We start from the raw sequence: 21,272 nt of genomic DNA, 5'->3' as shown, positions 1-21,272 counted from the left end.
AAGTACCTAATTTAGAACTTATTCATAATAAACCACATTTACTCACCATTAACGCTAATGTCTTCTTCACTAACCTGCTGCGTTAGTTTAAGTGTAAACCTTCACAAACTCACCCTTATTTTAACATATATATCCAATTGCAGTGGGAATAATTTAATCAGATTTAGGGTATGTGTCACCATACCCTTTTACGATAAATTAACCTTTCCCTTTAACATAGCCAAAATGTAAAACCTGAATGTTTCTTCTCATGAATTACACATATCTTAAATACTGTGGAATTCACTAAACGCTTGAATCGATTGATATAACTACTTACTTGTATATTCCTGAAAATGAATTACACATCACTTATTTTTGAGGAACTGTATAAGACAAAAAAATATAAACAAGTCCTTTTAAAGGTCTGAGTTTATATTTTAAAGCCTTTCATCGCTTTGTCCATTTCGTCCTGGTTGATTCCAATGTATCTTAAAGTAGTGGTTTGATCTGAATGATTAAATATCTGTTGTAACATAGCAACATTCCCGTATTTCTTATAAAAGTGATACCCAAAGGTCTTTCTTAATGTATGAGTACCTATATCGTCTAAATTGACATACTCTGCTGCTTCTCTGAGAATTTTATAGGCCATACTCCTACCGATTGGTTTGTTGACACCCTCTCTGCTCACAAACAAGTACTCATGATCTTCTTTACCATCTACATAGTCCTTTAATCCCCTTCTTAGCCCAGGAGTCATTTCAATACGCTTCTTCTTATCTGTTTTCATTTCTACCAAATTAAAATATGGTCTTTTAGCATCTTTAACCCGTAATAATAGAATATCTGATATTCTCAATCCACTATTAATCCCTGTAACAAATAGCATGTAATTACGATAGCTATTTATTCTCAAATATTCTTTGATTGCTCGAATAAGCTCAGGATCCCTTATCGGTTGAACAAAATTCATACGATGGATACCCCCTCAATCTCTTGATAGACTTCTACTTTTAATGCGAATGCTAAGTTATAAAAAGCACGAGACTTTAATCGATAAAATGAGCGTTCTGACATGAATAGTTCATTATAGACTTCATAATCAAACCTAGCTTCTGTTCCCATATATCCAGTAATAATTACGATTCGTTCCTTAAGTGGTAAGCGATTGACAGCACGGTTGAAGTTTTCCATAAAGCGTATACGCTCTCTCTCATAATCAACATTTGCAATAGCTGCTGCTTCTGTTGATGAACTGGGAAGCCCCTTGGATGCCGGCATGAATGTATACTTTGCAGTTATGGCAGGCATTTTATCTAATTCTATTTGCATTAAATAGAGACGGTACTTTTCTAAGGCATCTTCTACTGCATTTTTAGTTGTCTCGCGGTCAATTTCAGGTAATTTAAATGCAATTTGCATGTTATTCCCTCCCTAACGTCTTCTTATGGCTCCGCCTTTACCTCTTGAATAGGTATCTCTGTTACAACCCATAATTTCATGCCATTCTTTATTGGATAATTGTTCATTGTTTTTCTTTTTAGGGGTTCGTTTGGGTAACTTCTCTTTTACCGCCAAACCTTTTTGAACAAGTTCATTTGCTAATGTCCTCATATACCTATCCCCTTTTTCCGAATTGAAAAAGGACGTCAAACAAACGCGAATTGCGCTTGTTTGACGTCCTCAGGTCTTCCTATCTTGGACTTATGCTATTTGAGGAATATTATACCATGTTTTCTGATTTAATAAATTTATGCTTCTTCGATATTATGAATAAACTTGTTGATAAAATATCTTTGACCTTTAGGCGTTACCTTAGTAGTCCTAGTAACTCGAACAGAACCGTCATTGTTATTAATGGTTCGTTTCTTAATCTCGAATAAATCCATAGTCATCGAGCGTTGCGAAGGGTTGTTATACTCTTCTCCATGTTTACGAATTAGAAAACCATTTTCACGCAACCATTGAAATAATCTGTTTTGCCCAATATCAATTCCATTTTGACTTATTAATTTAGCTAGTTCACCAATTAAAATTGAATGACCCGAAACCTCTAAAGCCTCAGCAAATAGTAACTTGGGTTTGTCCGTCAATGCTTGTTGTTCGAGTTGTTGACGTTTTATTCGTTCCGCTTTTAAATTAGTGGCCAACTGAATTAATACATCAGGATCTGTTAATGCTTCTTCGATTTTTTCTGCTGTTATATAGCCACTGTGTTTCCTTATAGCTGGGATTACCTCGTGAGTTACCCATCTTTTAAATATTTTAGCTTCATGTTTACGGCTTCCGAGAATTAAGCTGTATAGACCTGGTTCGTTAACATGTTGAAGTTTTTGCATTCCTCCAGATGTTTCGTTTAAAATGACACCCTTTTCATCATCATCTATACGAGACATAGCGTGTCTACTATTGCTTATTTCTAAAACATCACATACGTCTTTTGCACAAAACCAAATTTCATTATCCTTCAGAACAGTTCTAACTTCATTTCCAATGTATTTAAAGACTTGAGGGATATGATTCATTTAATATCTTCCTCCTTTGTACCAAGTGAATGTGATTTGTGACAACCAGAAAAGGTATGCTGATTATAAGAGGAACTCATCCTCAAAACGTACTTTGTGTCCTAAACCTCTCCGGGTTTCAATTAATGTATTTCCATGATTAGGCATTTCGATGACAGTCGCTTTGCCTTTCATACCATCTAATACAATGATTTTCACTTTTCCTGTTTCTAAATCATTGAATTCAGTTGCTCGTTCTGAGATGTCGGTAATTCGTTCACTGGTCAAATTTGTTCCTCCTTCTTCTTGATGTACTACGCAGTAACTTTAAGTTGCTTATTCGCCATTTTAATACCTAATAAATAAGCAGAAAACACGTTAGGTAGTTCTTTCCCGAAATCTGAAATCATTGAAAAGTCTTCACTATCAACATATTGAGTTGATACTTCGTGATAAACACGGAATACTGCGTGACTAAAATAATCTGTACTACTACTTTCAGAAATTGCGCTTTCCACTTCTTCATTTATTTTATTTATTTCTTTCGTATAAGCATCATCTTGATCCATGTCTTCAATGCGTTCTTCACGCCATTCTTTTAATTCTTTCGATGCTTTCATTTCGCTAAAATCCCAACGTTCACGGCTGCAACAAGTTAATTTCCCCATTAGATAACCCAAATCAACATCTTCAAAACTTTCAATAGTTCCACGCCACGTTAATCCGAAAACCGCGTCACCAATATCACCAGTTATTAATAATGAACTTCCCGTAAACACGTACCTTACTGCATACATATTAGTTCCTGGTTTTCTCCAATCAAGAATAATAATTCCGTCATGCTCCGTCACTTTTGCTACATGTTCCGGAAACCAATTCTTTTTAATATCCTGTTCTTGCTGTTCAAGTGTTCTAATCAACTTTTCTTCCTCCTTCTATTTCGCTTTATATGTAACCGATCCATATCCTGTTTTATCAATAGCCCCAAAACAATTAGGAACATTGGGACAAGGATAATCCATTCCATTAATTTCGACCGTCCATTACACGAGAATAAATTTCAAGTAACTCAATATCACTTATTTTTTTTAGATATTCGTCAGAGTAATTCGTTAACATGGTAATCGTGCATACCAACTGGTCGCGGTCAATATCTATATGCATGTTACTTTCCTCCTAATTGCCATTCATTGGTCTCTTGCTCTTTTAAGCACTAGTAAGTAACGGACATCTTCGTAAGACATGCTTGATACAGACCGTCCTAATCGATCAGTAATAATGCCAGCTTTTCGCAATTCAAGAATCATTTCAATACGAAATCGATCTTTTGCCATTTTCGAAATCAATTGAGTTGTATACATTGATTCACACGTTCCTCTCTATCAAGTTGATGTTTTGATAACTAGCAGGGTGCTCACAATTGCTATTCCAAACATGGATCGTGTGTACTTGGCCATGTCTTCCAATATTTTTGGCAATTGGTCGTGAGAGTTTCACTCCGCAATATGGACAAACCCATTTGGCAATTACTTTTCGCGATCCTATTAATTCGAAATCCTTATTTCTTATGGGAATGGATACTTGCTTCACTTCAATCACCTTTTTCAACACTGCTGACACCTAACTTCCTCAACAGCTCTTGACGCTTATCTTCGAAATCAACCGTTACTTCGTCTTTAACTTTGGTGCTTAGAAGCCGTTGTTCTTTTTGTCTAGTAACCCACTCAGGAACGACTTCTTGCTTTGGTAATTTTCGACCGAAAGGTATTTGACTCTTCTTACGTTGCTGTTCAAGTGCCTCAACGTCTGTAAGACTCGTAACCTTTTTATTGCTCCAATTCTTTAAAATAGATTCTGCGTATTTCCATCTTCGGATGCCTTGCTCATCAGATAGCTTCAAAGCATGAATGACAAGTTCTTCTGACAAGTCATCTATCCAAGAACCGATTTGCTGTCCAATGTGAGAGGACAAAGTACCAAATCCATTTTGTTCGAAAAATGAATATGCAGTTTCTATGCCCACAGGCTCGTTGTCATCATCAAGTGTTTTAATATCTGTAGTAATCTTTGTAGTAATCTCTGGTAATGGTGTGGTCAACTTGTCCACTCCGACTATCCCATTTAGGGACTCCATGTGGTCAACTTGTCCACTCGACTTCCCGTTTGGGCACTCGTAGTTTTCAGACTCTACTGCACTCAATTTTTCGTAATCGATTCGGTACCATTTCGTGTTATCAATCGGCAAATTATTAAAATTCCCTGTTAATACGAGTCCTGATTCTTCAAGTTTAAAAACAATTCTGCGAATCGTTTTAACGGACCAAAACGGGAATTGCTTCTGCCAGTCACTTGCAGTGTTATACACCCACTTATGACCGCCCTTTACATTAGAGCTACTATTAAGCCAGTAATGAAGTTGTTGTAAAAAGATTGACTCTTGCAGCCCTATTTTCACGGCCAGTGAAGGAAGTACAATTAGCGGTGATTCATTTAAAAGTAATTTACTCATTGCTCAACCTCCGATATATAAGTGTGAATTTTTTCATCTAAAGATAGTGATGATTCTTTTACCATTTGATCAACAACCTCACGACACTCTGATATCGATTTAGCTTCTACAAATGCAGTTCGGATTGTTGAGTGAATGTCCCCAGTCTTAACGACAAAGTCCACTTCGTATAGCATGATGTTTCCTCCCCATTGAAAACTCAGTAATTGTTTGCAGATATTTAAAACGATGTCTAATCTCCAGTGGTGTATGATCTACTTGTTTAGCAATGTTTTGAATGTTTGATTTACCGAAATGATAAGCAATATAAAAATCTAATTCGTCTGTCCATCCATCACTAACATCGTTATAGAACCACAATGACTCTCTTGACGATTTCAACTTTTGACCAAGTGCACATTGTGTGTCACAATATTTATAGTTACTTTTATCAGACTTATGAACCTTCGGGCAGTTATTGCAATGCGTGTCCAGCGCTTCCGAAATCGTAAGTCTGATTTTTTCTTTAGCTATTCTCTCATCAGATTTCCCCTTGCACATATTCATTGTTTAAACCCCCTCATACGTAATGACTCTTGCCACTTCTGAAAAACAACTCTCATAGATATGCCGTGTTCCCTACATAAACTAACGACCAAGTTCATCATGGAACTAGCTGCGTCTAGCAATTCAGCAATCATGCGTTCGACTTCCTTTTTATCACGCATTTCTGATGGTAAATACCATGTCATATCTTCCACTTGCTTTAACGCTTCAGAGGTTTCCTTTTTGACCAAACAAACCATACTTGTTGAATGGGTATTGATATTGATACCATCCATCAAAGGAATCGATACTGAGCCAGTGACAGCTCTCCAACTTGCGATGTATAGTTCAACATCATCCAGTTGATTAATGATGCCAATTAAGATGTCTTCTGGAATCGTACGCTCGCCTGTTTCATATTTAGCAATCGCTTCACGAGTAACACATACGTGCATAGATAACTGTTCTTGCGTAAGCCCTTTGCGTTTTCTAGCCAATGCAATGTTTTGACCGATTAAGCTATTCATGGTTTGTCTCCATTCGATTTAAAATTTGTAGTGACGCACTTCTTCGATTTCGTATCGCAATAATGTAGTATCAACCTCTCTAGCTTCCAAGAATGTGCTGAGAGTGTCTTTTACTTCCTGCAGCCTTTTCATTACGTTTCCTCTTTTTAATGAAATGGAGGAATCACAGATATGTTCGCAATAATCCATCTTTGATTTACGAATACTAATATCCATGCTCTCGACATGACCTGAGAAATTGACAAACACGCAATGGCCAGTATTTTCTTGAACTAACATTGCCAAGAAGATAATTTCTTGAATTAATTTTGTTCTTTCCATATTTAATCCTCCTTCTATTTTTGTATGGGTGAATCCCATCAAGAAACCTGGGAAAGGGTTGTGGTAAAAATATCGAGTGTCAAAATTGGAGGATTGGCTTATCGATTATCCCGAATTTCTTGACAGAGATTCAGCCTGTCAATTCATGACTACTTTTTCGAATGTCATTACCATGCACATGATGAGAGCAAATGAAGAGAAACCAAGAAATGCGAATATCCAGCATAGATCTTCCGAATGGAGTTCACGGATGTCATCAAGACCAAAAAAGTAGTTGATAAGTTTGTTAATCATTTTGTTATCCCCTTTCTTTAATCCATAAGAGTAAAAAATCTTCAGCTTCTTTTGCTGGGAATAACCACTTTCGGCCTACTTTAAATTTTGGAAATCGTTCATCAAAAAAGAATTGTTCCTTAATGAATGGCTCACTCATGTTTGTCTGTTTGACAAGCTCGTTCATGTCCCAAAATGTGTGACGATGTTCTAATCGTTTCAAACGACTTTGCAATTCTTCTCGAATGATTGAATCCAGTTGATTTTGATCAATTTGTATTGAGAGCATTTCTTTCGCCTCCCTTCTAAGATTTGTACCAATAGACTTAGAATTGTGACTAGCCTATGGACTATTATTCACTTAAAGTTCCTATTTAGTTAACTTAATTTCCAAAAAAATTTCATCAGGCGTTCTATTAAATACACTTGAAATTTTCACAGCCATTTCATAAGATAATTTACGTTTGCCATTTTCTAAAAACCAATAGTGTTCTTTAGAAATTCCTACTTTATCTGCCACTTCTTGATAAGTTAAATTATATTATTCACGCAACTTTTTTAATTCAGCAAGTTTCAACTCATCATCCCTTTCAGTTAACTTTGTGTTAATTTTATTATAATTAACTTTTAGTTAACTTTCAAGCGTTTTAACAAAATAATTCCCAATTAGTTAATTTTATATTGTTTACTCATAGTTAACATTATAATGAAATCAGTGGAGGTGCTTTAAATGAGAGGCGATATACTTCGTAAGTTAAGAAAAGAAAAAAAGCTTACGCAAGAACAATTAGGAAAAATAATAAATGTAACAAAGGTTTCTGTTTCTGGTTATGAAAGTGGTAATCGTTCTCCTGACAATGACACTCTCCAAGATATTGCAAACTATTTTGAAGTTACTACAGATTACTTATTGGGTCGGACCGATAACCCTAAATTAATAAATTATAATATGAATGAGAACAAACCGACTGGACTTGGAGCAATCGATACCTCAGGACTAACAGAATATCAACAAGCTGTTTTAGAATGGGCTTTTAGTAGAGAACATGCACACTTTGGCAAAAAGAAGGAAGATGTCTTGGAAATGTTAGAGGCGTTAGAAGTCGTATATGAACGGCAGAAACAGCGTAAAGATGAGGATTAGCTTACTCTTTTAATCTATTTAAAATCATTTGGAATGCTTATAAGTGATTAAGAATATGCAAACATGGTCATTTTTTATAAGAAAGTTGCTTAAAAATGCTAGAAATGGTTGAGGTACTGTGCGAAAAAATGAATGATAAATAAGAATAATCAATTATAAATTTTTATAATGAAGTCAAGAGTATGCTTTGCATACTCTTTTTATTAAATATCTACTTCAAATATCAAGAAATTAAGGAAGATTAGGGATTAGCGAGGAGGATGTATATGGGCAATTCTTTTTTGATATGTTACTTAGAAGAAATAATTTCGGAAGAGGACTTTTTTCAATCTCAACAAAAAACTCTTTTAGATGATGAAGGTCCGTCTGAATTAACATATCAACAAGTAGTAGAGCAGTTCTATCTAGGATTAAACAAATATTCTGCTCATAATGACTTAAGAGTTAATAGTAAAGGACGTACTAAAAATCATGTTTTTAATTTTTACTACCAACCGTATAAGTTCAATTTCTATTTGAATCAAGATACAAATTTGTTGCTAATTCGAGTGAAGACCGATGTTGCGACAGATTTTGTTGGAAAATTAAATTCCCAAAAAGCTTTAATAGCATTTCCTATTAAGATAAACTTCCAAAAATTCATCTCACAAATTGAAAATATCTCTGGAGCGTGGTTTGCTGATTTAAAGAAAAACCATCTTTCTTCAGCAGGTTACTTCGGAAAGAATGTTAAAGAAGCACGGAATATAAAGAAGCTGCTATTCATGGTAATATTTCAGCTATTACTTTTCGATACAAACCTACATATTCTCAAGACGAAATTTCATTAACATTATCCTCTAGAGGGTCAATACATATTAAAGAAAACGTTGGAGATGAAATCGAAGAATTAAATTTAATCATGGATGTATATAATGAAATATTAAAAAAAGCAATCACTACTAATTAATAGTAGTGATTGCTAAATATTTTTTTGCAGACAATATAAAATCTTGTTGTGTACTTGAGCGTAAATTAAGATGTTTTTCGTCAATTTCAATAAAACTTTTAGAGTTTTTTATCGAAACATGATAATTAACAACTTCTTCTTTTGATAGCTTTTTCAAATAAAAGCCGTAAAAAGGATTGGATTTACCAAAACGAATGTTCAAATAATAATCTTTAAAGATTGGATTAATAATTTCGGTAAATGATTCAACCACTTCTTGAACATCATGCTCCAAGTAATGGAGAGTGTCACGATATCCTATGCCTGTTTCTCTAAACTCCAAGAAAATTTCATTAGTATCCTCGTCAAAAAATAAATCCATTTTTAATTTATCTAATTCTATACTATATCGACAGTTACTAACTTTTTTAAATATTTCCACTTGATCTTCAAACTTATTATAGAACCTCTCTGCTGAATCATGAAATATTTCAATATTAGTATTTACTTTGTATTTTATTTCAACTGAGGTATATGATCCGATATTAAATATATAATGATTAAGTTTATTAATCATTATATTGAACTTGTCTGATTTATTATACGAGAGTTGAATAATGAAGAGGACCCAACCTAAATAAGTAGTTCCATTAGCAAGAAAATCGTTTGGTTCTGTAAAAACGCTAAAACTAATTAGAATTAACCCCACAAATAACCAAAATATTATTGTTGCCAATTTAACTCACCTCCTGATTATGTTTCAAGTTTACCACAATTTGCGATACCACAAAAGAACAAACGTTCGAATTAGGCTTTTTTTTCGAATGTTTTTTTGTTATATTAAAAAGAACACACGTTCGTAAAGAGGTGAATTTATGAAATCATCAACTCATTTAGAGGATCGAGTGCACGACTTATACAATTCTATTGATATTACACAAGCAAGACAACTAGACATTGAAACAATCTCCAGCCGGATGGGTTTTTCTTGTGACTTTATTCCTTATGATTCCATGCGCATGAATCAAATGATTTTTATTGATGAGAGATTAACACCTCAAGAACAATGGCAGTCCTTTGCCCATGAAGTTGCACATATTCGTTACCATATTGGAAATCAACTCGTATTGCCAGTTTCGTTTTCCACATGGCAAGAATGGCGTGCAAATAGCTTTATGTTGGAATTTTGCGTACCTAGGTTCTTATTAGAAAAATGCATAAAAGAACAAAGTGATATTCATCCTATCGAGATGATTGTAAAGAACTTTAATGTCACACATGAATTTGCCTTACAACGGTTCCGACGATATCAGATGAATGTGTACCAAGAAGCTATCGATTGTGGCAGTGGCAGAACTTAAAATATATTAAATGAAAGGAGAAATTGTTATGGCTTCCTTTAGAAAGAGTGGTAACGTGTGGCAATATCGGATACGGTATAAAAAACCTAATTCTGACGATTGGAAAGAAGTATCTAAGAGTGGTTTTAAAACTAAGAAAGAAGCTCAACTTGCTGCCCATAAAAAAGAACAAGAATTAATGAATGCTACCGAACAAGGTAAAATGAAAGTAAGTTTCTATTTACAAGATTGGCTCACCACCTATGTGAAAGGTAAGTTACAGCCTAATACCTACAAAACCTATCGAACAGTTATTAATAATCATCTAATCCCCCACTTCGGGAATATGGACCTCGTTGATATAAAGCCTATGATGTACCAAAAGTTTATTGATGGAAAACTCGAAGAAGGATTAGCAACAGAAACTGGAAGAAGAATTCATAATGTGGCTTATCAAGCGCTTAAAAGAGCAGTAATAAACGGGGATATTGAAAAAAATCCGTGCGAGGGTGTAAGTATTAAGAAACGTGAAGTTAAGAAGATTAAGTTTATTGAACCAACACTCATTCCAGAAGTTTTGCGATTTTTATATAAACGCGGACATATATATGGCTTATTCTTCAAAGTCTTGTTTGAAACAGGAATGCGAAAAGGGGAAGCAGCAGCACTACAGTGGACAGACATTGATTGGAAGAATGAAACAATTACCATTGATAATTCATTAAACTTTCAACCTGAAGAAAATGAAGAAATATTAGGCGATACAAAAAATTTCAATTCGGAACGAACAATCAATATTCGAACATCGCTAATAAAAGATCTTCAAGAACATTTGAAATATCAAAATCAACGAAAATTATACCTTGGTGATTTATATCAACATAATTTGAATTTGGTGTTATGTCGTGATGATGGAAGCCCATTGCCGAAATCGACACTTTACAACGTGTTTAAAGCAGCATTAGAAACAAACGGACATTCACTCCTACCTATTCATTCAACACGTCACACTCACGCAGTCATGTTGCTAGAGTCAGGTGCTGATATGAAGTATGTGCAAGAACGTCTTGGTCACGGTTCAATGCAAATAACCTCTGATATATATGCACACGTTTCCAAAAAAATTGCCACGAGATCACTTGAAAAATTCGATGAATACATGAAAGAAATTGAATAATTCGTGGTAGATATGTGGTAACAATCTTTACCATCTACCACGGGATTATTTTAACCAAAATAAAAAAACGTTGGAGCTTTACAGCCCCAACGCTTCCCTCTTAATACATTTTTAAATATTGTTCGCGTTCCCATGGGTGTACAGATGTACGGAACATATCCCATTCGATTTCTTTTGAATCCACGAAATTAGCATAAATATGTTCACCAAGTGCGTCACGAATTGTGCTATTTTTTCCAAGTTCTTCTAATGCATCGTATAATGAAGCTGGAAGATCTTCTACGCCATTTGCACGACGTTCTTCTTTATTCATTACGTAAATGTTACGGTCAACAGCTGGTGGTGGTGACATTTTGTTTTTGATTCCATCAAGTCCAGCTTTCAAGATAACAGCCATCGCAAGATATGGGTTAGCTGCAGGATCTACTGAACGTACTTCTACGCGTGTACTAACGCCACGGGAAGACGGGATACGGATAAGTGGGCTACGATTTTGAGCAGACCAAGCAACGTAACAAGGTGCTTCATAACCAGGCACTAATCGTTTGTACGAGTTAACAGTAGGGTTTGTAATCGCTGTAAATCCTTGTACATGTTTCAAAATACCAGCCATAAATTGATAAGCTGTTTCACTTAATTTCAGATCACCAGACTCGTCATAGAAGGCATTGTCTTTTCCATTAAATAATGAAACGTTCATATGCATACCTGAACCGTTTACACCGAATAATGGTTTTGGCATAAATGTTGCATGTAAACCATGTTTACGTGCAATCGTTTTTACTACTAATTTAAATGTTTGAATATTATCACATGCAGTTACTGCGTCTGCGTATTTAAAGTCAATTTCGTGTTGCCCTGGTGCTACTTCATGATGAGAAGCTTCGATTTCAAAGCCCATTTCTTCTAATTCTAGAACAATATCACGTCGGCAGTTTTCGCCTAAGTCCATCGGTGCTAAGTCGAAATATCCACCTGTATCATTTAATTCAAGTGTTGGCTCACCGCGTTCATCTAATTTAAATAAGAAAAATTCTGGTTCAGGTCCTAAGTTAAAACTTGAGAAACCTAGTTCTTCCATTTCTTTTAAGACACGTTTTAAGTTACTGCGTGGATCTCCTGCGAATGGTGATCCATCTGCTTTATTAACGTCACAAATTAAACGAGCTACTTTACCTTTACCCGTAATCCATGGGAACACAACCCATGTATTTAAATCTGGAACTAAATACATATCAGACTCTTCAATTCGTACGAAACCTTCGATTGAAGAACCATCGAACATCATTTTATTATCGAGTGCTTTGTCAAGCTGGCTTACAGGTATCTCAACATTCTTTATCGTTCCAAGAATATCCGAAAATTGTAAACGAATAAAATTAACTTCTTGCTCTTTTACTAACTTATGAATGTCGTTTTTTGTGTACTTGCTCACTTCTTGTCACTCTCCTAAAAATTTATTGTATAAATGCTCGCTTAATGATAAAAACGAGATAAATCACCTTGTCTTAATGAAGCCTTATGGAATCTACCTGCCTGTTGCATTTCAATTCGCAAAATACTTCGTAGTTCAGCATCCGTCATCTGCGCTTTAACTTCTGGGATGATCGGCTGGTTCTTTAACTCAAATATTCTTTTTATACCCGCCATATTTATACCTTGTTCGAGAAAATCTTTTATCTCCAGTAAGGTATCGACATCAATTAACGAAAACATGCGTCGATTGCCATCTGTACGAGCTGGGTGAATTAAATCATGATCTTCATAATAGCGAATTTGTCTGGCAGTCAATTCAGTGAGCTGCATGACTATGCTAATTGGTAGCAACGGCATTGATCTTCTTAATTGTTGACTCACATGACTCACCTACGCTTTCACAAGACTTATCATACTATATGTTAGGTTTCCTGTCAAACTCATGTCAGATTAACTAACATTGAAAATTATTTAAGAAAAATTGAGTTATTTACTACCTTCTTGAAGTTGTTGAACAGCCGAAAGAATCGCGAACTTCACATGCTCATAAGTTAATCCACCTTGGATAAACGCAGTATATGGAGGACGTATAGGACCATCAGCAGTTAATTCGATACTTGATCCTTGAACAAATGTACCAGCTGCCATAATCACGTCATCTTCATAGCCCGGCATATAAGCAGGTTCTGGAGAAAAATGCGCATTGATTGGTGAATTAGCTTGAATGGCGCGACAAAAACGAATCATTTGATCAGCCGTTTTGAAAGACACTGATTGTATTAAGTCTGTCCGTTTTTCAAGATAATGAGGCGATGTGGTCATACCCATTTTTTCAAGTAATGCCGATGTGAAAATTGCTCCTTTTACCGCTTGCGCTACCACATGTGGAGCTAAGAAAAATCCTTGATACATATCCGCCAACGTATTTAACGATGGACCTGCCTCTCCACCTATACCCGGAGATGTCATTCGATAAGCACACATATCCACATATTTTTTCTGACCTGCTATATACCCACCAATTTTCGCTAGTCCCCCACCCGGATTTTTAATAAGTGATCCAGCCATCAAATCGACTCCTACATTAGTAGGTTCCAGATTTTCAACAAACTCCCCATAACAATTATCAACGAAAATAATTGCTTGAGGTTTAAGGGAACGTATTTTCTTAGTCATTTGTTCAATTTGTTCAATTGTGAATGAAGGTCGGTTTGCGTAACCTTTTGAACGTTGTATCGCAATGACTTTCGTCTTATCTGAGATGGCTTGCTCAACTTTCTCCCAATCAATCGCCCCATCTTCTTGCAAATCAATATGTTGATATGAAATGTTAAAGTCTTTTAAAGAACCGGTATCTTGCTCCCCGCCATCAACAATGGATTGCAATGTATCATATGGCTTACCTGTTATATACAGCAATTCATCGCCAGGACGCAGCACACCGAATAAGCTAATGGTTATTGCATGTGTGCCTGATATAATTTGAGCTCTTACAAGTGCAGCCTCTGCTCCAAATACTTCTGCATACACACGCTCTAAATTATCTCTACCTTCATCGTCATAACCGTAGCCGTTAGAAGGATGTAAATGAAAGTCACTTACTTGATGTTTTCGAAAAGCCGTGATCACTTTTTCTTGATTTAGGAAAGCGATGGCATCAGCTGTGTCGTGTTGATCTGATATTTGTTGTTCTATGTGCTTAGCTTCTATTAGTAAGTCTGGTTTTAATACGGATTGGAATGTCATTATGTATTCCTCAATTCTGTGGTTTTCAGTCTTTTAATTTCACTCTTCATCTTATCAGTCCCACTTTAAGCGTCAACTATTTATACAGGCTAGGTTCTTTCACTATTGTAATTGTTCATTAATCTGCTACAATTTAGTTCGTTCTATTGAATACTGGAGGAATGTGAAGTGGCTTGGGAGATGTTAAGTATTATTGGAACAATTGCCTTTGCCGTTTCTGGTGCAATTGTGGCCATGGAAGAAGAATATGATTTATTTGGTGTTTATTTACTCGGAATTGTGACTGCATTTGGTGGAGGCGCGATTCGGAATTTATTAATAGGAGTACCGGTGTCAGCATTGTGGGAACAAGAAATGATGTTTCATATTGCTCTATTTGCGATAACAGCTGTTTTTTTATTCCCTCAAGATTTATTAAAGCATTGGAACCGATGGGGAAATTTCTTCGATGCAATCGGTTTGTCAGCGTTCGCTATACAAGGTGCATTGTTTGCTGTTCAGTTAGGGTTACCAATTAGTGCAATTGTGGTCGCAGCTGTTTTGACTGGTTCAGGAGGAGGCATTGTTCGTGATGTTCTAGCGAAGCGAAAACCTCTGGTTCTAAAAAACGAAATTTATGCTGTTTGGGCAGTCGTAACGGGAATCGTCATTGGATTTGGCATAGCGGTAAGTGACCTATCACTCTATATCTTGTTTGTCTCAACAACTATTTTACGCGTTATTTCATATTTATATAAGTGGCGATTGCCATTCCGTACTTTAACTGCATTAGAAAAAGCAGCTTAACTCGATACCGAGATAAGCTGCTTTTTATTATCTTTTCGTTTTTACAGTTCTACTTCGCCTTGCCATTCTAGCATTCCACCAGACATGTTCGTTACGTCAAATCCTTGACTCTCAAGAAACGCACAAGCTTTCCCGCTTCGTCCACCCGAGCGACAAATGATCACATATTCTTCTGTCTTATCTAAATCTTGATGTTTAAATTCCACTAGTCCTAATGGAAGATGTTGTGCTCCTGGAATTTTCCCTGCAGCTACTTCATCTGCTTCTCGAACATCAATCATATGAACTGTTTCACCAGCATCTAATTTCGCTTGTAGTTCTTCAGGTTGAATCGTTTTCATATTTATACCCCCAGTAAGTTGTTTTACATTTTTAATAATATACCCCTGTGGGTATAATGTCAAACATCTTGTTTATGCTTCTTCAGTTGCAAGTGATACTGGTTTGGCAGGAACAAATGTTGATATGGCATGTTTATAAATGAGTTGTTGTTTGCCTTCAGACTCTAACAACACGGTAAAGTTATCATAAGATTTAATATGTCCTTTTAACTGGAATCCATTCAATAAGAACACCGTTACAAATACGTTGTTTTTTCGTAATTGATTTAAAAAAACATCTTGAATGTTTATCGTTTTCATGTTGCACTTCCTCCCAAATGAACGCAAGTGTTTGTAAATGATTTAGTTACACTAGATAATATTCGCTGTTAATGAGCAGACTCCTGCATATCTTGATTAATTATTGGAAGTATTTCTTCCATACTAAGATCTGGCTCTATCCATTTAATTGGCAATTTATTTCGGAAGTATGTGAGCTGACGCTTTGCATATCTTCGTGAATTTTGTTTGATTTGATCAATTGCCTCTTCCAAAGAAATCTGGTTGGCTAAATAGGCGTATATCTCCTTATAGCCAATTGCCTGAACTGCTTGTACGTTTTTAATTTCTTGATTCCAAAGATCCTTAGCTTCATCTACTAGTCCTTGTTCAATCATGCGATTGACTCGTAAATTAATTCGTTCATACAGTATTTCCCGATCCATTTGCAATCCTAAAATCACGTGACGATACATGGCTTCATGACCTTGATTTTGTGTTTCAGCTGATTTCGTCGTATCCGAGTGTTCTGCGATTTCTAACGCACGCACAACTCGGCGCGTATTGTTTGGATGAATCACTGCAGCACTTTGTGGGTCGATTAGTGCTAGCTTGGCATGCATCACTTCAGGACCGAGTTGCTTCAGTTGTTCGTAATACGCATTGCGAATCGTTTCATCCACTCGGTCCTCTGTGAACTGGAAATCATATAATACCGATTGCACGTAAAGTCCAGTACCCCCAACGAGTATAGGTAACTTTCCTCTAGTTTGGATTTCAGCGATTTTTTCACGAACTAACTGTTGGTATTCAGCAACTGAAAAAGGCTCAGTGGGTTCTTTTATATCTAGTAAGTGGTGAGGAATACCTTCCATTTCACTATGTGTAATTTTAGCTGTGCCGATATCCAGACCTTTATAAACTTGCATCGAATCACCATTGATTATTTCACCATTTAACAATTTCGCAAGTTTAATGGAAATTGCGGTCTTTCCTGAAGCAGTAGGACCTACTATGGCAAGCACATCGATATCTATCATTTTTTCTCCATCCATTTTGTAATTACCTCATATGTTTCTTCTTTTCCAATTTCCTTTAATATCTCATGCCTTTTTCCTTCAATCAATACTACTGTAACATCACTTAGGCCAGCTTTTTTATATTGTTCAGCAACCACCCAAATTTGCTTCCCGTTTTGACTCACAGGATCCATAGATCCGGAAATCAAGAGTATCGGGAGATCTTTTGGGATATGGGCGATTTCTTTAGTATGATGAATCATCTGCAATCCACTAATTAAGTCCACAAAGAATTGATTACTCGCTACAAAGCCACAGAAAGGATCATCGATATATTTCTTAACTTCTTTGGGATCTGAACTTAACCAATCAAATTCAGATTTGGCATCTTTGAAAGCGGCATTATATTTACCAAAAGTCAGTTTGTTTAATAGCTGATTTTCGGTTTGTTTTCCTTTTAAGTGTCCAAATCCTTTAGCCATCCATTTTCCTAGCGATCCAGATACACCAACAGGTCCACCCGTTCCAGACAGGACAATTTTGGAAACAGACTGCCCGTATACTTGAATATATCTTCTGCCAATAAAGGAACCCATACTATGAGCAAAGAGAATGGGTTTATCGCATATAATATCTTTTCGCACATCTTGCAAAACTTCTCGTACATCTTCAGTCACTCTTTCGAAACCATCTTTGTCTGCAAAAAATCCGATTTGACTTTGTTTTTGCCCAGAATTTCCGTGTCCTCGATGATCATGTCCGGTTACGATATATCCTTGTGTGACCAAATGAAGTGCAAATTCTTCGTAGCGACCAATGTGCTCTGCCATGCCATGTAATAGATGAACATGTCCTATTGGTGGAGTCTGTGGTTTATACACAACCGTGTAGATTTCATAGCCATCCGACATTTTTACATAATGGATACTTTTAGTCATCAGGCATTCTCCTCTCGGAATGATGTAGCTTCTTGCACTTGTTTATCTAAATCAAATCGATAAAAATCAACCTGATTTTCTGAATAGCCGAGCTGAACTTTCATCATTTGACATACTTGCTCTTTATAAGCATGCACTTCATCCATGTTGAAATATAAGTCACCCGTTCGTCGAATAAAAAAGTCTGCGGGTGTGCAAGTCATTTCAAATTGGATTGCGTAGGCAAGTTTAGCAGCTAAAGGCAAAGGCAATCCATATGAATTATTTTGCAGTACATTTGCATAAGCAAATAAATGATTTACATTTGCCCCATAAAACGCTGCAAGATGTCGTGATTCATCATAAGTTAAGCCATATTCTTGCCCTTCTATCGCTTTCATTTCAACAAATGACTTGAACCCTTCAGAACCCCCAACCGCTCCACCAGACAATGGTAGATGTTTGGTAACGGATGGTCCGAAAGATGATGATTTGGTATTTTCACATACGCGATCTACGACCATTTCAGCCATTTTACGGTAACCCGTTAACTTTCCACCAGCAATTGTCACAAGCCCACTTGCTGATTCCCAGATTTCATCTTTACGAGAAATCTCAGACGGATCTTTTCCCTCTTCGAAAATAAGCGGTCTAACACCTGCCCATGTCGATTCAACTTGCTGGGGTGACAACTGGATACTAGGGAACATATAAGTAATCGCCTCTAATATGTAAGCAACATCTTCGCGAGTAGCCACTGGGTTTTTAGGATTTTCTCCATAAAAAGTGTCTGTCGTTCCAACGTATGCCTTGCCATTTCGCGGGATTGCAAATACCATTCGGCCATCTGAAGTATCAAAGTAAACGGCTTGTTTAAGAGGGAAATTCGATTGATCTACAACGACATGCACACCTTTAGTCATTCTCAGTTGCTTGCCATTTTCAATTGAATCCTTAATCCGAACTTCGTCTACCCATGGACCTGTAGCATTCACAATGTTTTTGGCATGTATGGTCGCGAGTTGTCCAGAAAGTTGATCTACTACTTCAGCACCAATTATTTTCCCTTGTTGGTAGACAAAGGATTCCGCCTTTACATAGTTTACGCAAATCGCACCTTTTTCAGCCGCTTTTTTTATGACTTCTATCGTTAATCGAGCATCGTCTGTTCGATATTCCACGTAGTATCCAGCACCACGTAGGCCTTGTGTTTTTAATAACGGCTCTTTTATCTTTGTTTCTTCAGTGGTTAACATTTGGCGACGTTCGTCACGTTTGACTCCTGCCAGAAAATCATATACACGAAGTCCAACAGACGTTGAAATTGGACCAAACGTGCCACCTTTATGGAATGGTAAAAGCATCCATTCGGGCTCAGTTACATGAACTGCATTCTCATAGACGATTTCTCGTTCTTTTCCTACTTCTGCTACCATCTTCACTTCGAATTGTTTTAAATAGCGAAGCCCACCGTGAACGAGCTTTGTTGATCGACTTGAAGTCCCTGCTGCAAAGTCTTGCATCTCTACTAAAGCAACAGACAATCCACGTGTAACCGCATCAAGAGCAATACCCGCTCCAGTAATTCCACCACCAATGACCAGTAAATCAAATTCGAACGTATTAAGAGTTTGGATTTTATTAGGGCGTCCGATTGCTGATAGCATAAGTATCTCTCCTCTATTTAAACAGTCTTGTTGCTGCTACTGCTTTTTGCCAACCACTGTAAAGTTCATTTCTTTTATCTTTATCCATACTCGGTGAATAGGTTTTTTTACTGCTACGCATTTTTTCAATTTCTTCTATATCAGACCAAAAACCTGTTGCAAGACCTGCTAAATACGCAGCCCCAAGTGCAGTAGATTCGTTTAATTTGGCTAATTCTACTTCAAGGTCAAGCAAATCACTTTGGAATTGCATCAGAAATTCATTGTTCACTGCACCACCATCTACGCGAAGTATATCAACTTTTATCTCTGCATCTTGCTCCATTGCATCTAATACATCTTTCGTTTGGTAAGCGAGAGATTCCAGTGTGGCACGAATGAAATGCTCTTTTGACGTACCTCGAGTTAAACCAAAAATAGCACCTCTTGCATCTGAATCCCAGTAAGGCGTTCCGAGCCCTACAAAAGCAGGAACCACATATACGCCTTCAGTTGAATCCACTTTTTTGGCATAAGATTCACTATCCGAAGCATTTTTCACCATTCGGAGACCATCTCGAAGCCATTGAATCGCCGATCCAGCGACAAAAACACTACCTTCTAATGCATAGGTCACTTGACCGTCAATTCCCCATGCAATTGTAGTCAATAAACCATTGTCAGAGGTGACTGCTGTTTCTCCTGTATTCAATAACATGAAGCAGCCAGTGCCATAGGTATTTTTCGCCATTCCTTTTTCAAAACAACATTGTCCAAACAAAGCTGCTTGTTGATCCCCAGCAGCTCCTGCGATTGGTACCGCCGCACCATAGAAAACAGTTGGGTCTGTTTTTGTATATACCTCAGAAGATGATGCCACTTTAGGTAACATCGAAAGTGGAATATCTAGTTTCTCACAAATTTCCTCGTCCCACTTTAAATCATGAATATTAAATAATAAGGTTCGCGATGCATTAGAATAATCGGTTGTATGCTCTTTTTCACCGGATAGCTTCCATATTAACCATGAGTCGATGGTGCCGAATAATAAATCGCCTTGCTTTGCTAATTCTTTCGCCCCTTCTACATGGTCTAATATCCATTTTACTTTTGTTCCTGAAAAATAAGGATCTAGTCGCAATCCCGTTTTTTCTTGAAACCACTTTTCTAAGTCTTCTTTTTTTAATTGATCCACGATTTCTTGAGTTTGTCTAGATTGCCACACAATCGCATTGTAAATCGGACGTCCCGTTTTTTTGTTCCAAACCACCGTTGTTTCACGTTGATTTGTAATGCCAATTCCGTGAATTTCAATCGGTTGAATTCCGCTTTCGGTCAATACCGCTGCGATAACGGAAAGAACAGATCCCCAAATTTCGTTGGCATTATGTTCAACCCATCCTGGTTTCGGAAAATATTGTTGAAATTCTTTTTGTGCAGTATGAACAAGGTCGCCTTCCTTATTGAAAAGGATAGCTCTCGAACTGGTTGTTCCTTGGTCAATGGCTAACATGTATTGTCCCATACTCATTCCTCCTCAAGAGCGTTATTTAAGGCTACTTTATCTGGTTGTCATCCCTCATTAATTCTTCCATCGGATAGCTTAGTTTTAAAAGAAATTATTTCCTTTAATTATACTGTTTTTCCTAAATGAATGTACACGAAACACTACACTCGCATGAAATGAATAGTAACTCGTATTTACCTTGTGGTTAATTTCGCAACATTGTAATAAATATAATTTTTTATTAAATGTAAGTTGCTTTCTGAATGGTTACCGCATATAGTTGTTCTAAGGAAACTTTTTTTCGATAAGGAAATAATTATTTTTAAATAAAGATTAAAAGATAAAT

The 21,272-nt window shown here is 36.5% G+C and carries 30 protein-coding genes and 1 pseudogene; 5 read left to right on the top strand and 26 right to left on the bottom strand.

The window, feature by feature from the left end:
• Window positions 1-412: 412 nt before the first annotated feature.
• The 16 genes and pseudogenes from ACFPYN_RS02965 to ACFPYN_RS02890 form a co-directional block, all read right to left on the bottom strand.
• Window positions 413-955 carry a site-specific integrase gene (locus tag ACFPYN_RS02965; RefSeq protein WP_377732427.1) on the bottom strand — a complete coding sequence of 181 codons (543 nt, stop codon included), beginning with the start codon at window positions 953-955 and terminating at the stop codon, window positions 413-415.
• Window positions 952-1,404, bottom strand: a complete 453-nt coding sequence (locus ACFPYN_RS02960) for an ArpU family phage packaging/lysis transcriptional regulator (protein ID WP_377732426.1) — start codon at window positions 1,402-1,404, stop codon at window positions 952-954. The genes ACFPYN_RS02965 and ACFPYN_RS02960 overlap by 4 nt, the downstream gene beginning before the upstream one ends.
• 12 nt (window positions 1,405-1,416) lie before the next feature.
• Window positions 1,417-1,596 (bottom strand): hypothetical protein, encoded by a 180-nt coding sequence (locus ACFPYN_RS02955; protein WP_377732424.1) that lies wholly within the window; start codon window positions 1,594-1,596, stop codon window positions 1,417-1,419.
• Between the two features lie 137 nt (window positions 1,597-1,733).
• Window positions 1,734-2,507 (bottom strand): phage antirepressor, encoded by a 774-nt coding sequence (locus ACFPYN_RS02950; protein WP_377732422.1) that lies wholly within the window; start codon window positions 2,505-2,507, stop codon window positions 1,734-1,736.
• 63 nt (window positions 2,508-2,570) lie between these two features.
• Complete coding sequence (locus tag ACFPYN_RS02945) at window positions 2,571-2,774, bottom strand: XtrA/YqaO family protein (protein ID WP_377732421.1); 204 nt, start codon at window positions 2,772-2,774, stop codon at window positions 2,571-2,573.
• A 26-nt stretch (window positions 2,775-2,800) separates the two neighbouring features.
• Window positions 2,801-3,406 carry a hypothetical protein gene (locus tag ACFPYN_RS02940; protein WP_377732420.1) on the bottom strand — a complete coding sequence of 202 codons (606 nt, stop codon included), beginning with the start codon at window positions 3,404-3,406 and terminating at the stop codon, window positions 2,801-2,803.
• A 106-nt stretch (window positions 3,407-3,512) separates the two neighbouring features.
• Complete coding sequence (locus ACFPYN_RS02935; protein WP_377732419.1) at window positions 3,513-3,650, bottom strand: hypothetical protein; 138 nt, start codon at window positions 3,648-3,650, stop codon at window positions 3,513-3,515.
• Window positions 3,651-3,673: 23 nt separating this feature from the next.
• Window positions 3,674-3,847 carry a hypothetical protein gene (locus ACFPYN_RS02930; RefSeq protein WP_377732418.1) on the bottom strand — a complete coding sequence of 58 codons (174 nt, stop codon included), beginning with the start codon at window positions 3,845-3,847 and terminating at the stop codon, window positions 3,674-3,676.
• A gap of 230 nt (window positions 3,848-4,077) precedes the next feature.
• Window positions 4,078-4,995, bottom strand: a complete 918-nt coding sequence (locus ACFPYN_RS02925) for a DnaD domain-containing protein (protein ID WP_377732417.1) — start codon at window positions 4,993-4,995, stop codon at window positions 4,078-4,080.
• A complete protein-coding gene (locus ACFPYN_RS02920) occupies window positions 4,992-5,171 on the bottom strand; it encodes a hypothetical protein (RefSeq protein WP_377732416.1) in 180 nt (59 codons plus the stop codon). The genes ACFPYN_RS02925 and ACFPYN_RS02920 overlap by 4 nt, the downstream gene beginning before the upstream one ends.
• On the bottom strand, window positions 5,143-5,541 hold the full coding sequence (locus ACFPYN_RS02915; protein WP_377732415.1) for a hypothetical protein: 399 nt from the start codon (window positions 5,539-5,541) through the stop codon (window positions 5,143-5,145). The genes ACFPYN_RS02920 and ACFPYN_RS02915 overlap by 29 nt, the downstream gene beginning before the upstream one ends.
• Window positions 5,538-6,047 (bottom strand): helix-turn-helix domain-containing protein, encoded by a 510-nt coding sequence (locus ACFPYN_RS02910; RefSeq protein ID WP_377732414.1) that lies wholly within the window; start codon window positions 6,045-6,047, stop codon window positions 5,538-5,540. Before ACFPYN_RS02910 ends, ACFPYN_RS02915 begins: the two co-directional genes overlap by 4 nt.
• An 18-nt stretch (window positions 6,048-6,065) precedes the next feature.
• On the bottom strand, window positions 6,066-6,368 hold the full coding sequence (locus ACFPYN_RS02905) for a hypothetical protein (RefSeq protein ID WP_377732413.1): 303 nt from the start codon (window positions 6,366-6,368) through the stop codon (window positions 6,066-6,068).
• A 138-nt stretch (window positions 6,369-6,506) separates the two neighbouring features.
• Window positions 6,507-6,662: a hypothetical protein gene (locus ACFPYN_RS02900; RefSeq protein WP_377732412.1), complete on the bottom strand. Its 156-nt coding sequence runs from the start codon at window positions 6,660-6,662 to the stop codon at window positions 6,507-6,509.
• A gap of 4 nt (window positions 6,663-6,666) precedes the next feature.
• On the bottom strand, window positions 6,667-6,930 hold the full coding sequence (locus ACFPYN_RS02895) for a group-specific protein (protein ID WP_377732411.1): 264 nt from the start codon (window positions 6,928-6,930) through the stop codon (window positions 6,667-6,669).
• 81 nt (window positions 6,931-7,011) lie between these two features.
• Window positions 7,012-7,167, bottom strand: a pseudogene (locus ACFPYN_RS02890) (helix-turn-helix transcriptional regulator); the annotation flags it as partial.
• Between the two features lie 204 nt (window positions 7,168-7,371).
• Here ACFPYN_RS02890 and ACFPYN_RS02885 point away from each other — a divergent pair.
• Entirely contained in the window at window positions 7,372-7,785 is a 414-nt protein-coding gene (locus ACFPYN_RS02885) for a helix-turn-helix domain-containing protein (protein ID WP_377732410.1), read from the top strand.
• A 266-nt stretch (window positions 7,786-8,051) separates the two neighbouring features.
• Window positions 8,052-8,615, top strand: coding sequence for a hypothetical protein (locus ACFPYN_RS02880; RefSeq protein ID WP_377732409.1), 564 nt, complete (start codon window positions 8,052-8,054; stop codon window positions 8,613-8,615).
• Window positions 8,616-8,726: 111 nt separating this feature from the next.
• Here ACFPYN_RS02880 and ACFPYN_RS02875 read toward each other — a convergent pair whose 3' ends face one another.
• Complete coding sequence (locus ACFPYN_RS02875) at window positions 8,727-9,449, bottom strand: hypothetical protein (protein WP_377732408.1); 723 nt, start codon at window positions 9,447-9,449, stop codon at window positions 8,727-8,729.
• A 139-nt stretch (window positions 9,450-9,588) separates the two neighbouring features.
• Here ACFPYN_RS02875 and ACFPYN_RS02870 point away from each other — a divergent pair, with 139 nt between their 5' ends.
• Window positions 9,589-10,074 (top strand): ImmA/IrrE family metallo-endopeptidase, encoded by a 486-nt coding sequence (locus ACFPYN_RS02870; RefSeq protein ID WP_377732407.1) that lies wholly within the window; start codon window positions 9,589-9,591, stop codon window positions 10,072-10,074.
• Window positions 10,075-10,102: 28 nt separating this feature from the next.
• Window positions 10,103-11,230, top strand: coding sequence for a tyrosine-type recombinase/integrase (locus ACFPYN_RS02865; protein ID WP_377732406.1), 1,128 nt, complete (start codon window positions 10,103-10,105; stop codon window positions 11,228-11,230).
• A gap of 100 nt (window positions 11,231-11,330) precedes the next feature.
• Here the strand turns inward: ACFPYN_RS02865 and glnA are convergent, their stop codons facing one another.
• The 3 genes from glnA to ACFPYN_RS02850 form a co-directional block, all read right to left on the bottom strand.
• Window positions 11,331-12,665, bottom strand: a complete 1,335-nt coding sequence (glnA, locus tag ACFPYN_RS02860) for a type I glutamate--ammonia ligase (RefSeq protein ID WP_377732405.1) — start codon at window positions 12,663-12,665, stop codon at window positions 11,331-11,333.
• Window positions 12,666-12,706: 41 nt separating this feature from the next.
• Entirely contained in the window at window positions 12,707-13,087 is a 381-nt protein-coding gene (locus ACFPYN_RS02855; protein WP_377732404.1) for a MerR family transcriptional regulator, read from the bottom strand.
• 105 nt (window positions 13,088-13,192) lie between these two features.
• Window positions 13,193-14,452 (bottom strand): methionine gamma-lyase family protein, encoded by a 1,260-nt coding sequence (locus ACFPYN_RS02850; RefSeq protein WP_377732403.1) that lies wholly within the window; start codon window positions 14,450-14,452, stop codon window positions 13,193-13,195.
• 168 nt (window positions 14,453-14,620) lie between these two features.
• Between ACFPYN_RS02850 and ACFPYN_RS02845 the strand changes: the two genes are divergently transcribed.
• Window positions 14,621-15,238, top strand: coding sequence for a trimeric intracellular cation channel family protein (locus ACFPYN_RS02845; RefSeq protein WP_377732402.1), 618 nt, complete (start codon window positions 14,621-14,623; stop codon window positions 15,236-15,238).
• A 41-nt stretch (window positions 15,239-15,279) separates the two neighbouring features.
• Here the strand turns inward: ACFPYN_RS02845 and ACFPYN_RS02840 are convergent, their stop codons facing one another.
• The 6 genes from ACFPYN_RS02840 to glpK form a co-directional block, all read right to left on the bottom strand.
• On the bottom strand, window positions 15,280-15,579 hold the full coding sequence (locus ACFPYN_RS02840; protein ID WP_377732401.1) for a rhodanese-like domain-containing protein: 300 nt from the start codon (window positions 15,577-15,579) through the stop codon (window positions 15,280-15,282).
• Between the two features lie 72 nt (window positions 15,580-15,651).
• Window positions 15,652-15,879 (bottom strand): RNA chaperone Hfq, encoded by a 228-nt coding sequence (hfq, locus tag ACFPYN_RS02835; protein ID WP_377732400.1) that lies wholly within the window; start codon window positions 15,877-15,879, stop codon window positions 15,652-15,654.
• A gap of 68 nt (window positions 15,880-15,947) precedes the next feature.
• Window positions 15,948-16,892, bottom strand: coding sequence for a tRNA (adenosine(37)-N6)-dimethylallyltransferase MiaA (gene miaA / locus ACFPYN_RS02830; protein WP_377732399.1), 945 nt, complete (start codon window positions 16,890-16,892; stop codon window positions 15,948-15,950).
• Window positions 16,874-17,794, bottom strand: a complete 921-nt coding sequence (locus ACFPYN_RS02825) for an alpha/beta fold hydrolase (protein WP_377732398.1) — start codon at window positions 17,792-17,794, stop codon at window positions 16,874-16,876. The genes miaA and ACFPYN_RS02825 overlap by 19 nt, the downstream gene beginning before the upstream one ends.
• Entirely contained in the window at window positions 17,794-19,440 is a 1,647-nt protein-coding gene (locus tag ACFPYN_RS02820) for a glycerol-3-phosphate dehydrogenase/oxidase (RefSeq protein WP_377732397.1), read from the bottom strand. Before ACFPYN_RS02820 ends, ACFPYN_RS02825 begins: the two co-directional genes overlap by 1 nt.
• Before the next feature lie 13 nt (window positions 19,441-19,453).
• Window positions 19,454-20,944 (bottom strand): glycerol kinase GlpK, encoded by a 1,491-nt coding sequence (glpK, locus tag ACFPYN_RS02815; RefSeq protein WP_377732396.1) that lies wholly within the window; start codon window positions 20,942-20,944, stop codon window positions 19,454-19,456.
• Between the last annotated feature and the right edge of the window lie 328 nt (window positions 20,945-21,272).

The organism is Paenisporosarcina macmurdoensis (genome assembly GCF_042658845.1).
In the GTDB taxonomy this organism is placed as follows: Bacteria; Bacillota; Bacilli; order Bacillales_A; family Planococcaceae; genus Paenisporosarcina; species Paenisporosarcina macmurdoensis.
Note: the sequence above shows the minus strand (reverse complement) of the source record. Positions and strands in the feature narration are given on the sequence as shown.

Bases quoted from the DNA above. Each gene is read 5' to 3' on its own strand.
- ACFPYN_RS02965 (WP_377732427.1), bottom strand. From the start codon at position 955: ATGAATTTTGTTCAACCGATAAGGGATCCTGAGCTTATTCGAGCAATC.
- ACFPYN_RS02960 (WP_377732426.1), bottom strand. From the start codon at position 1,404: ATGCAAATTGCATTTAAATTACCTGAAATTGACCGCGAGACAACTAAA.
- ACFPYN_RS02955 (WP_377732424.1), bottom strand. From the start codon at position 1,596: ATGAGGACATTAGCAAATGAACTTGTTCAAAAAGGTTTGGCGGTAAAA.
- ACFPYN_RS02950 (WP_377732422.1), bottom strand. From the start codon at position 2,507: ATGAATCATATCCCTCAAGTCTTTAAATACATTGGAAATGAAGTTAGA.
- ACFPYN_RS02935 (WP_377732419.1), bottom strand. From the start codon at position 3,650: ATGCATATAGATATTGACCGCGACCAGTTGGTATGCACGATTACCATG.
- ACFPYN_RS02930 (WP_377732418.1), bottom strand. From the start codon at position 3,847: ATGTATACAACTCAATTGATTTCGAAAATGGCAAAAGATCGATTTCGT.
- ACFPYN_RS02925 (WP_377732417.1), bottom strand. From the start codon at position 4,995: ATGAGTAAATTACTTTTAAATGAATCACCGCTAATTGTACTTCCTTCA.
- ACFPYN_RS02920 (WP_377732416.1), bottom strand. From the start codon at position 5,171: ATGCTATACGAAGTGGACTTTGTCGTTAAGACTGGGGACATTCACTCA.
- ACFPYN_RS02915 (WP_377732415.1), bottom strand. From the start codon at position 5,541: ATGAATATGTGCAAGGGGAAATCTGATGAGAGAATAGCTAAAGAAAAA.
- ACFPYN_RS02910 (WP_377732414.1), bottom strand. From the start codon at position 6,047: ATGAATAGCTTAATCGGTCAAAACATTGCATTGGCTAGAAAACGCAAA.
- ACFPYN_RS02905 (WP_377732413.1), bottom strand. From the start codon at position 6,368: ATGGAAAGAACAAAATTAATTCAAGAAATTATCTTCTTGGCAATGTTA.
- ACFPYN_RS02900 (WP_377732412.1), bottom strand. From the start codon at position 6,662: ATGATTAACAAACTTATCAACTACTTTTTTGGTCTTGATGACATCCGT.
- ACFPYN_RS02895 (WP_377732411.1), bottom strand. From the start codon at position 6,930: ATGCTCTCAATACAAATTGATCAAAATCAACTGGATTCAATCATTCGA.
- ACFPYN_RS02885 (WP_377732410.1), top strand. From the start codon at position 7,372: ATGAGAGGCGATATACTTCGTAAGTTAAGAAAAGAAAAAAAGCTTACG.
- ACFPYN_RS02880 (WP_377732409.1), top strand. From the start codon at position 8,052: ATGGGCAATTCTTTTTTGATATGTTACTTAGAAGAAATAATTTCGGAA.
- ACFPYN_RS02870 (WP_377732407.1), top strand. From the start codon at position 9,589: ATGAAATCATCAACTCATTTAGAGGATCGAGTGCACGACTTATACAAT.
- ACFPYN_RS02865 (WP_377732406.1), top strand. From the start codon at position 10,103: ATGGCTTCCTTTAGAAAGAGTGGTAACGTGTGGCAATATCGGATACGG.
- ACFPYN_RS02850 (WP_377732403.1), bottom strand. From the start codon at position 14,452: ATGACATTCCAATCCGTATTAAAACCAGACTTACTAATAGAAGCTAAG.
- ACFPYN_RS02840 (WP_377732401.1), bottom strand. From the start codon at position 15,579: ATGAAAACGATTCAACCTGAAGAACTACAAGCGAAATTAGATGCTGGT.
- hfq (WP_377732400.1), bottom strand. From the start codon at position 15,879: ATGAAAACGATAAACATTCAAGATGTTTTTTTAAATCAATTACGAAAA.
- miaA (WP_377732399.1), bottom strand. From the start codon at position 16,892: ATGGATGGAGAAAAAATGATAGATATCGATGTGCTTGCCATAGTAGGT.
- ACFPYN_RS02825 (WP_377732398.1), bottom strand. From the start codon at position 17,794: ATGACTAAAAGTATCCATTATGTAAAAATGTCGGATGGCTATGAAATC.
- ACFPYN_RS02820 (WP_377732397.1), bottom strand. From the start codon at position 19,440: ATGCTATCAGCAATCGGACGCCCTAATAAAATCCAAACTCTTAATACG.
- glpK (WP_377732396.1), bottom strand. From the start codon at position 20,944: ATGGGACAATACATGTTAGCCATTGACCAAGGAACAACCAGTTCGAGA.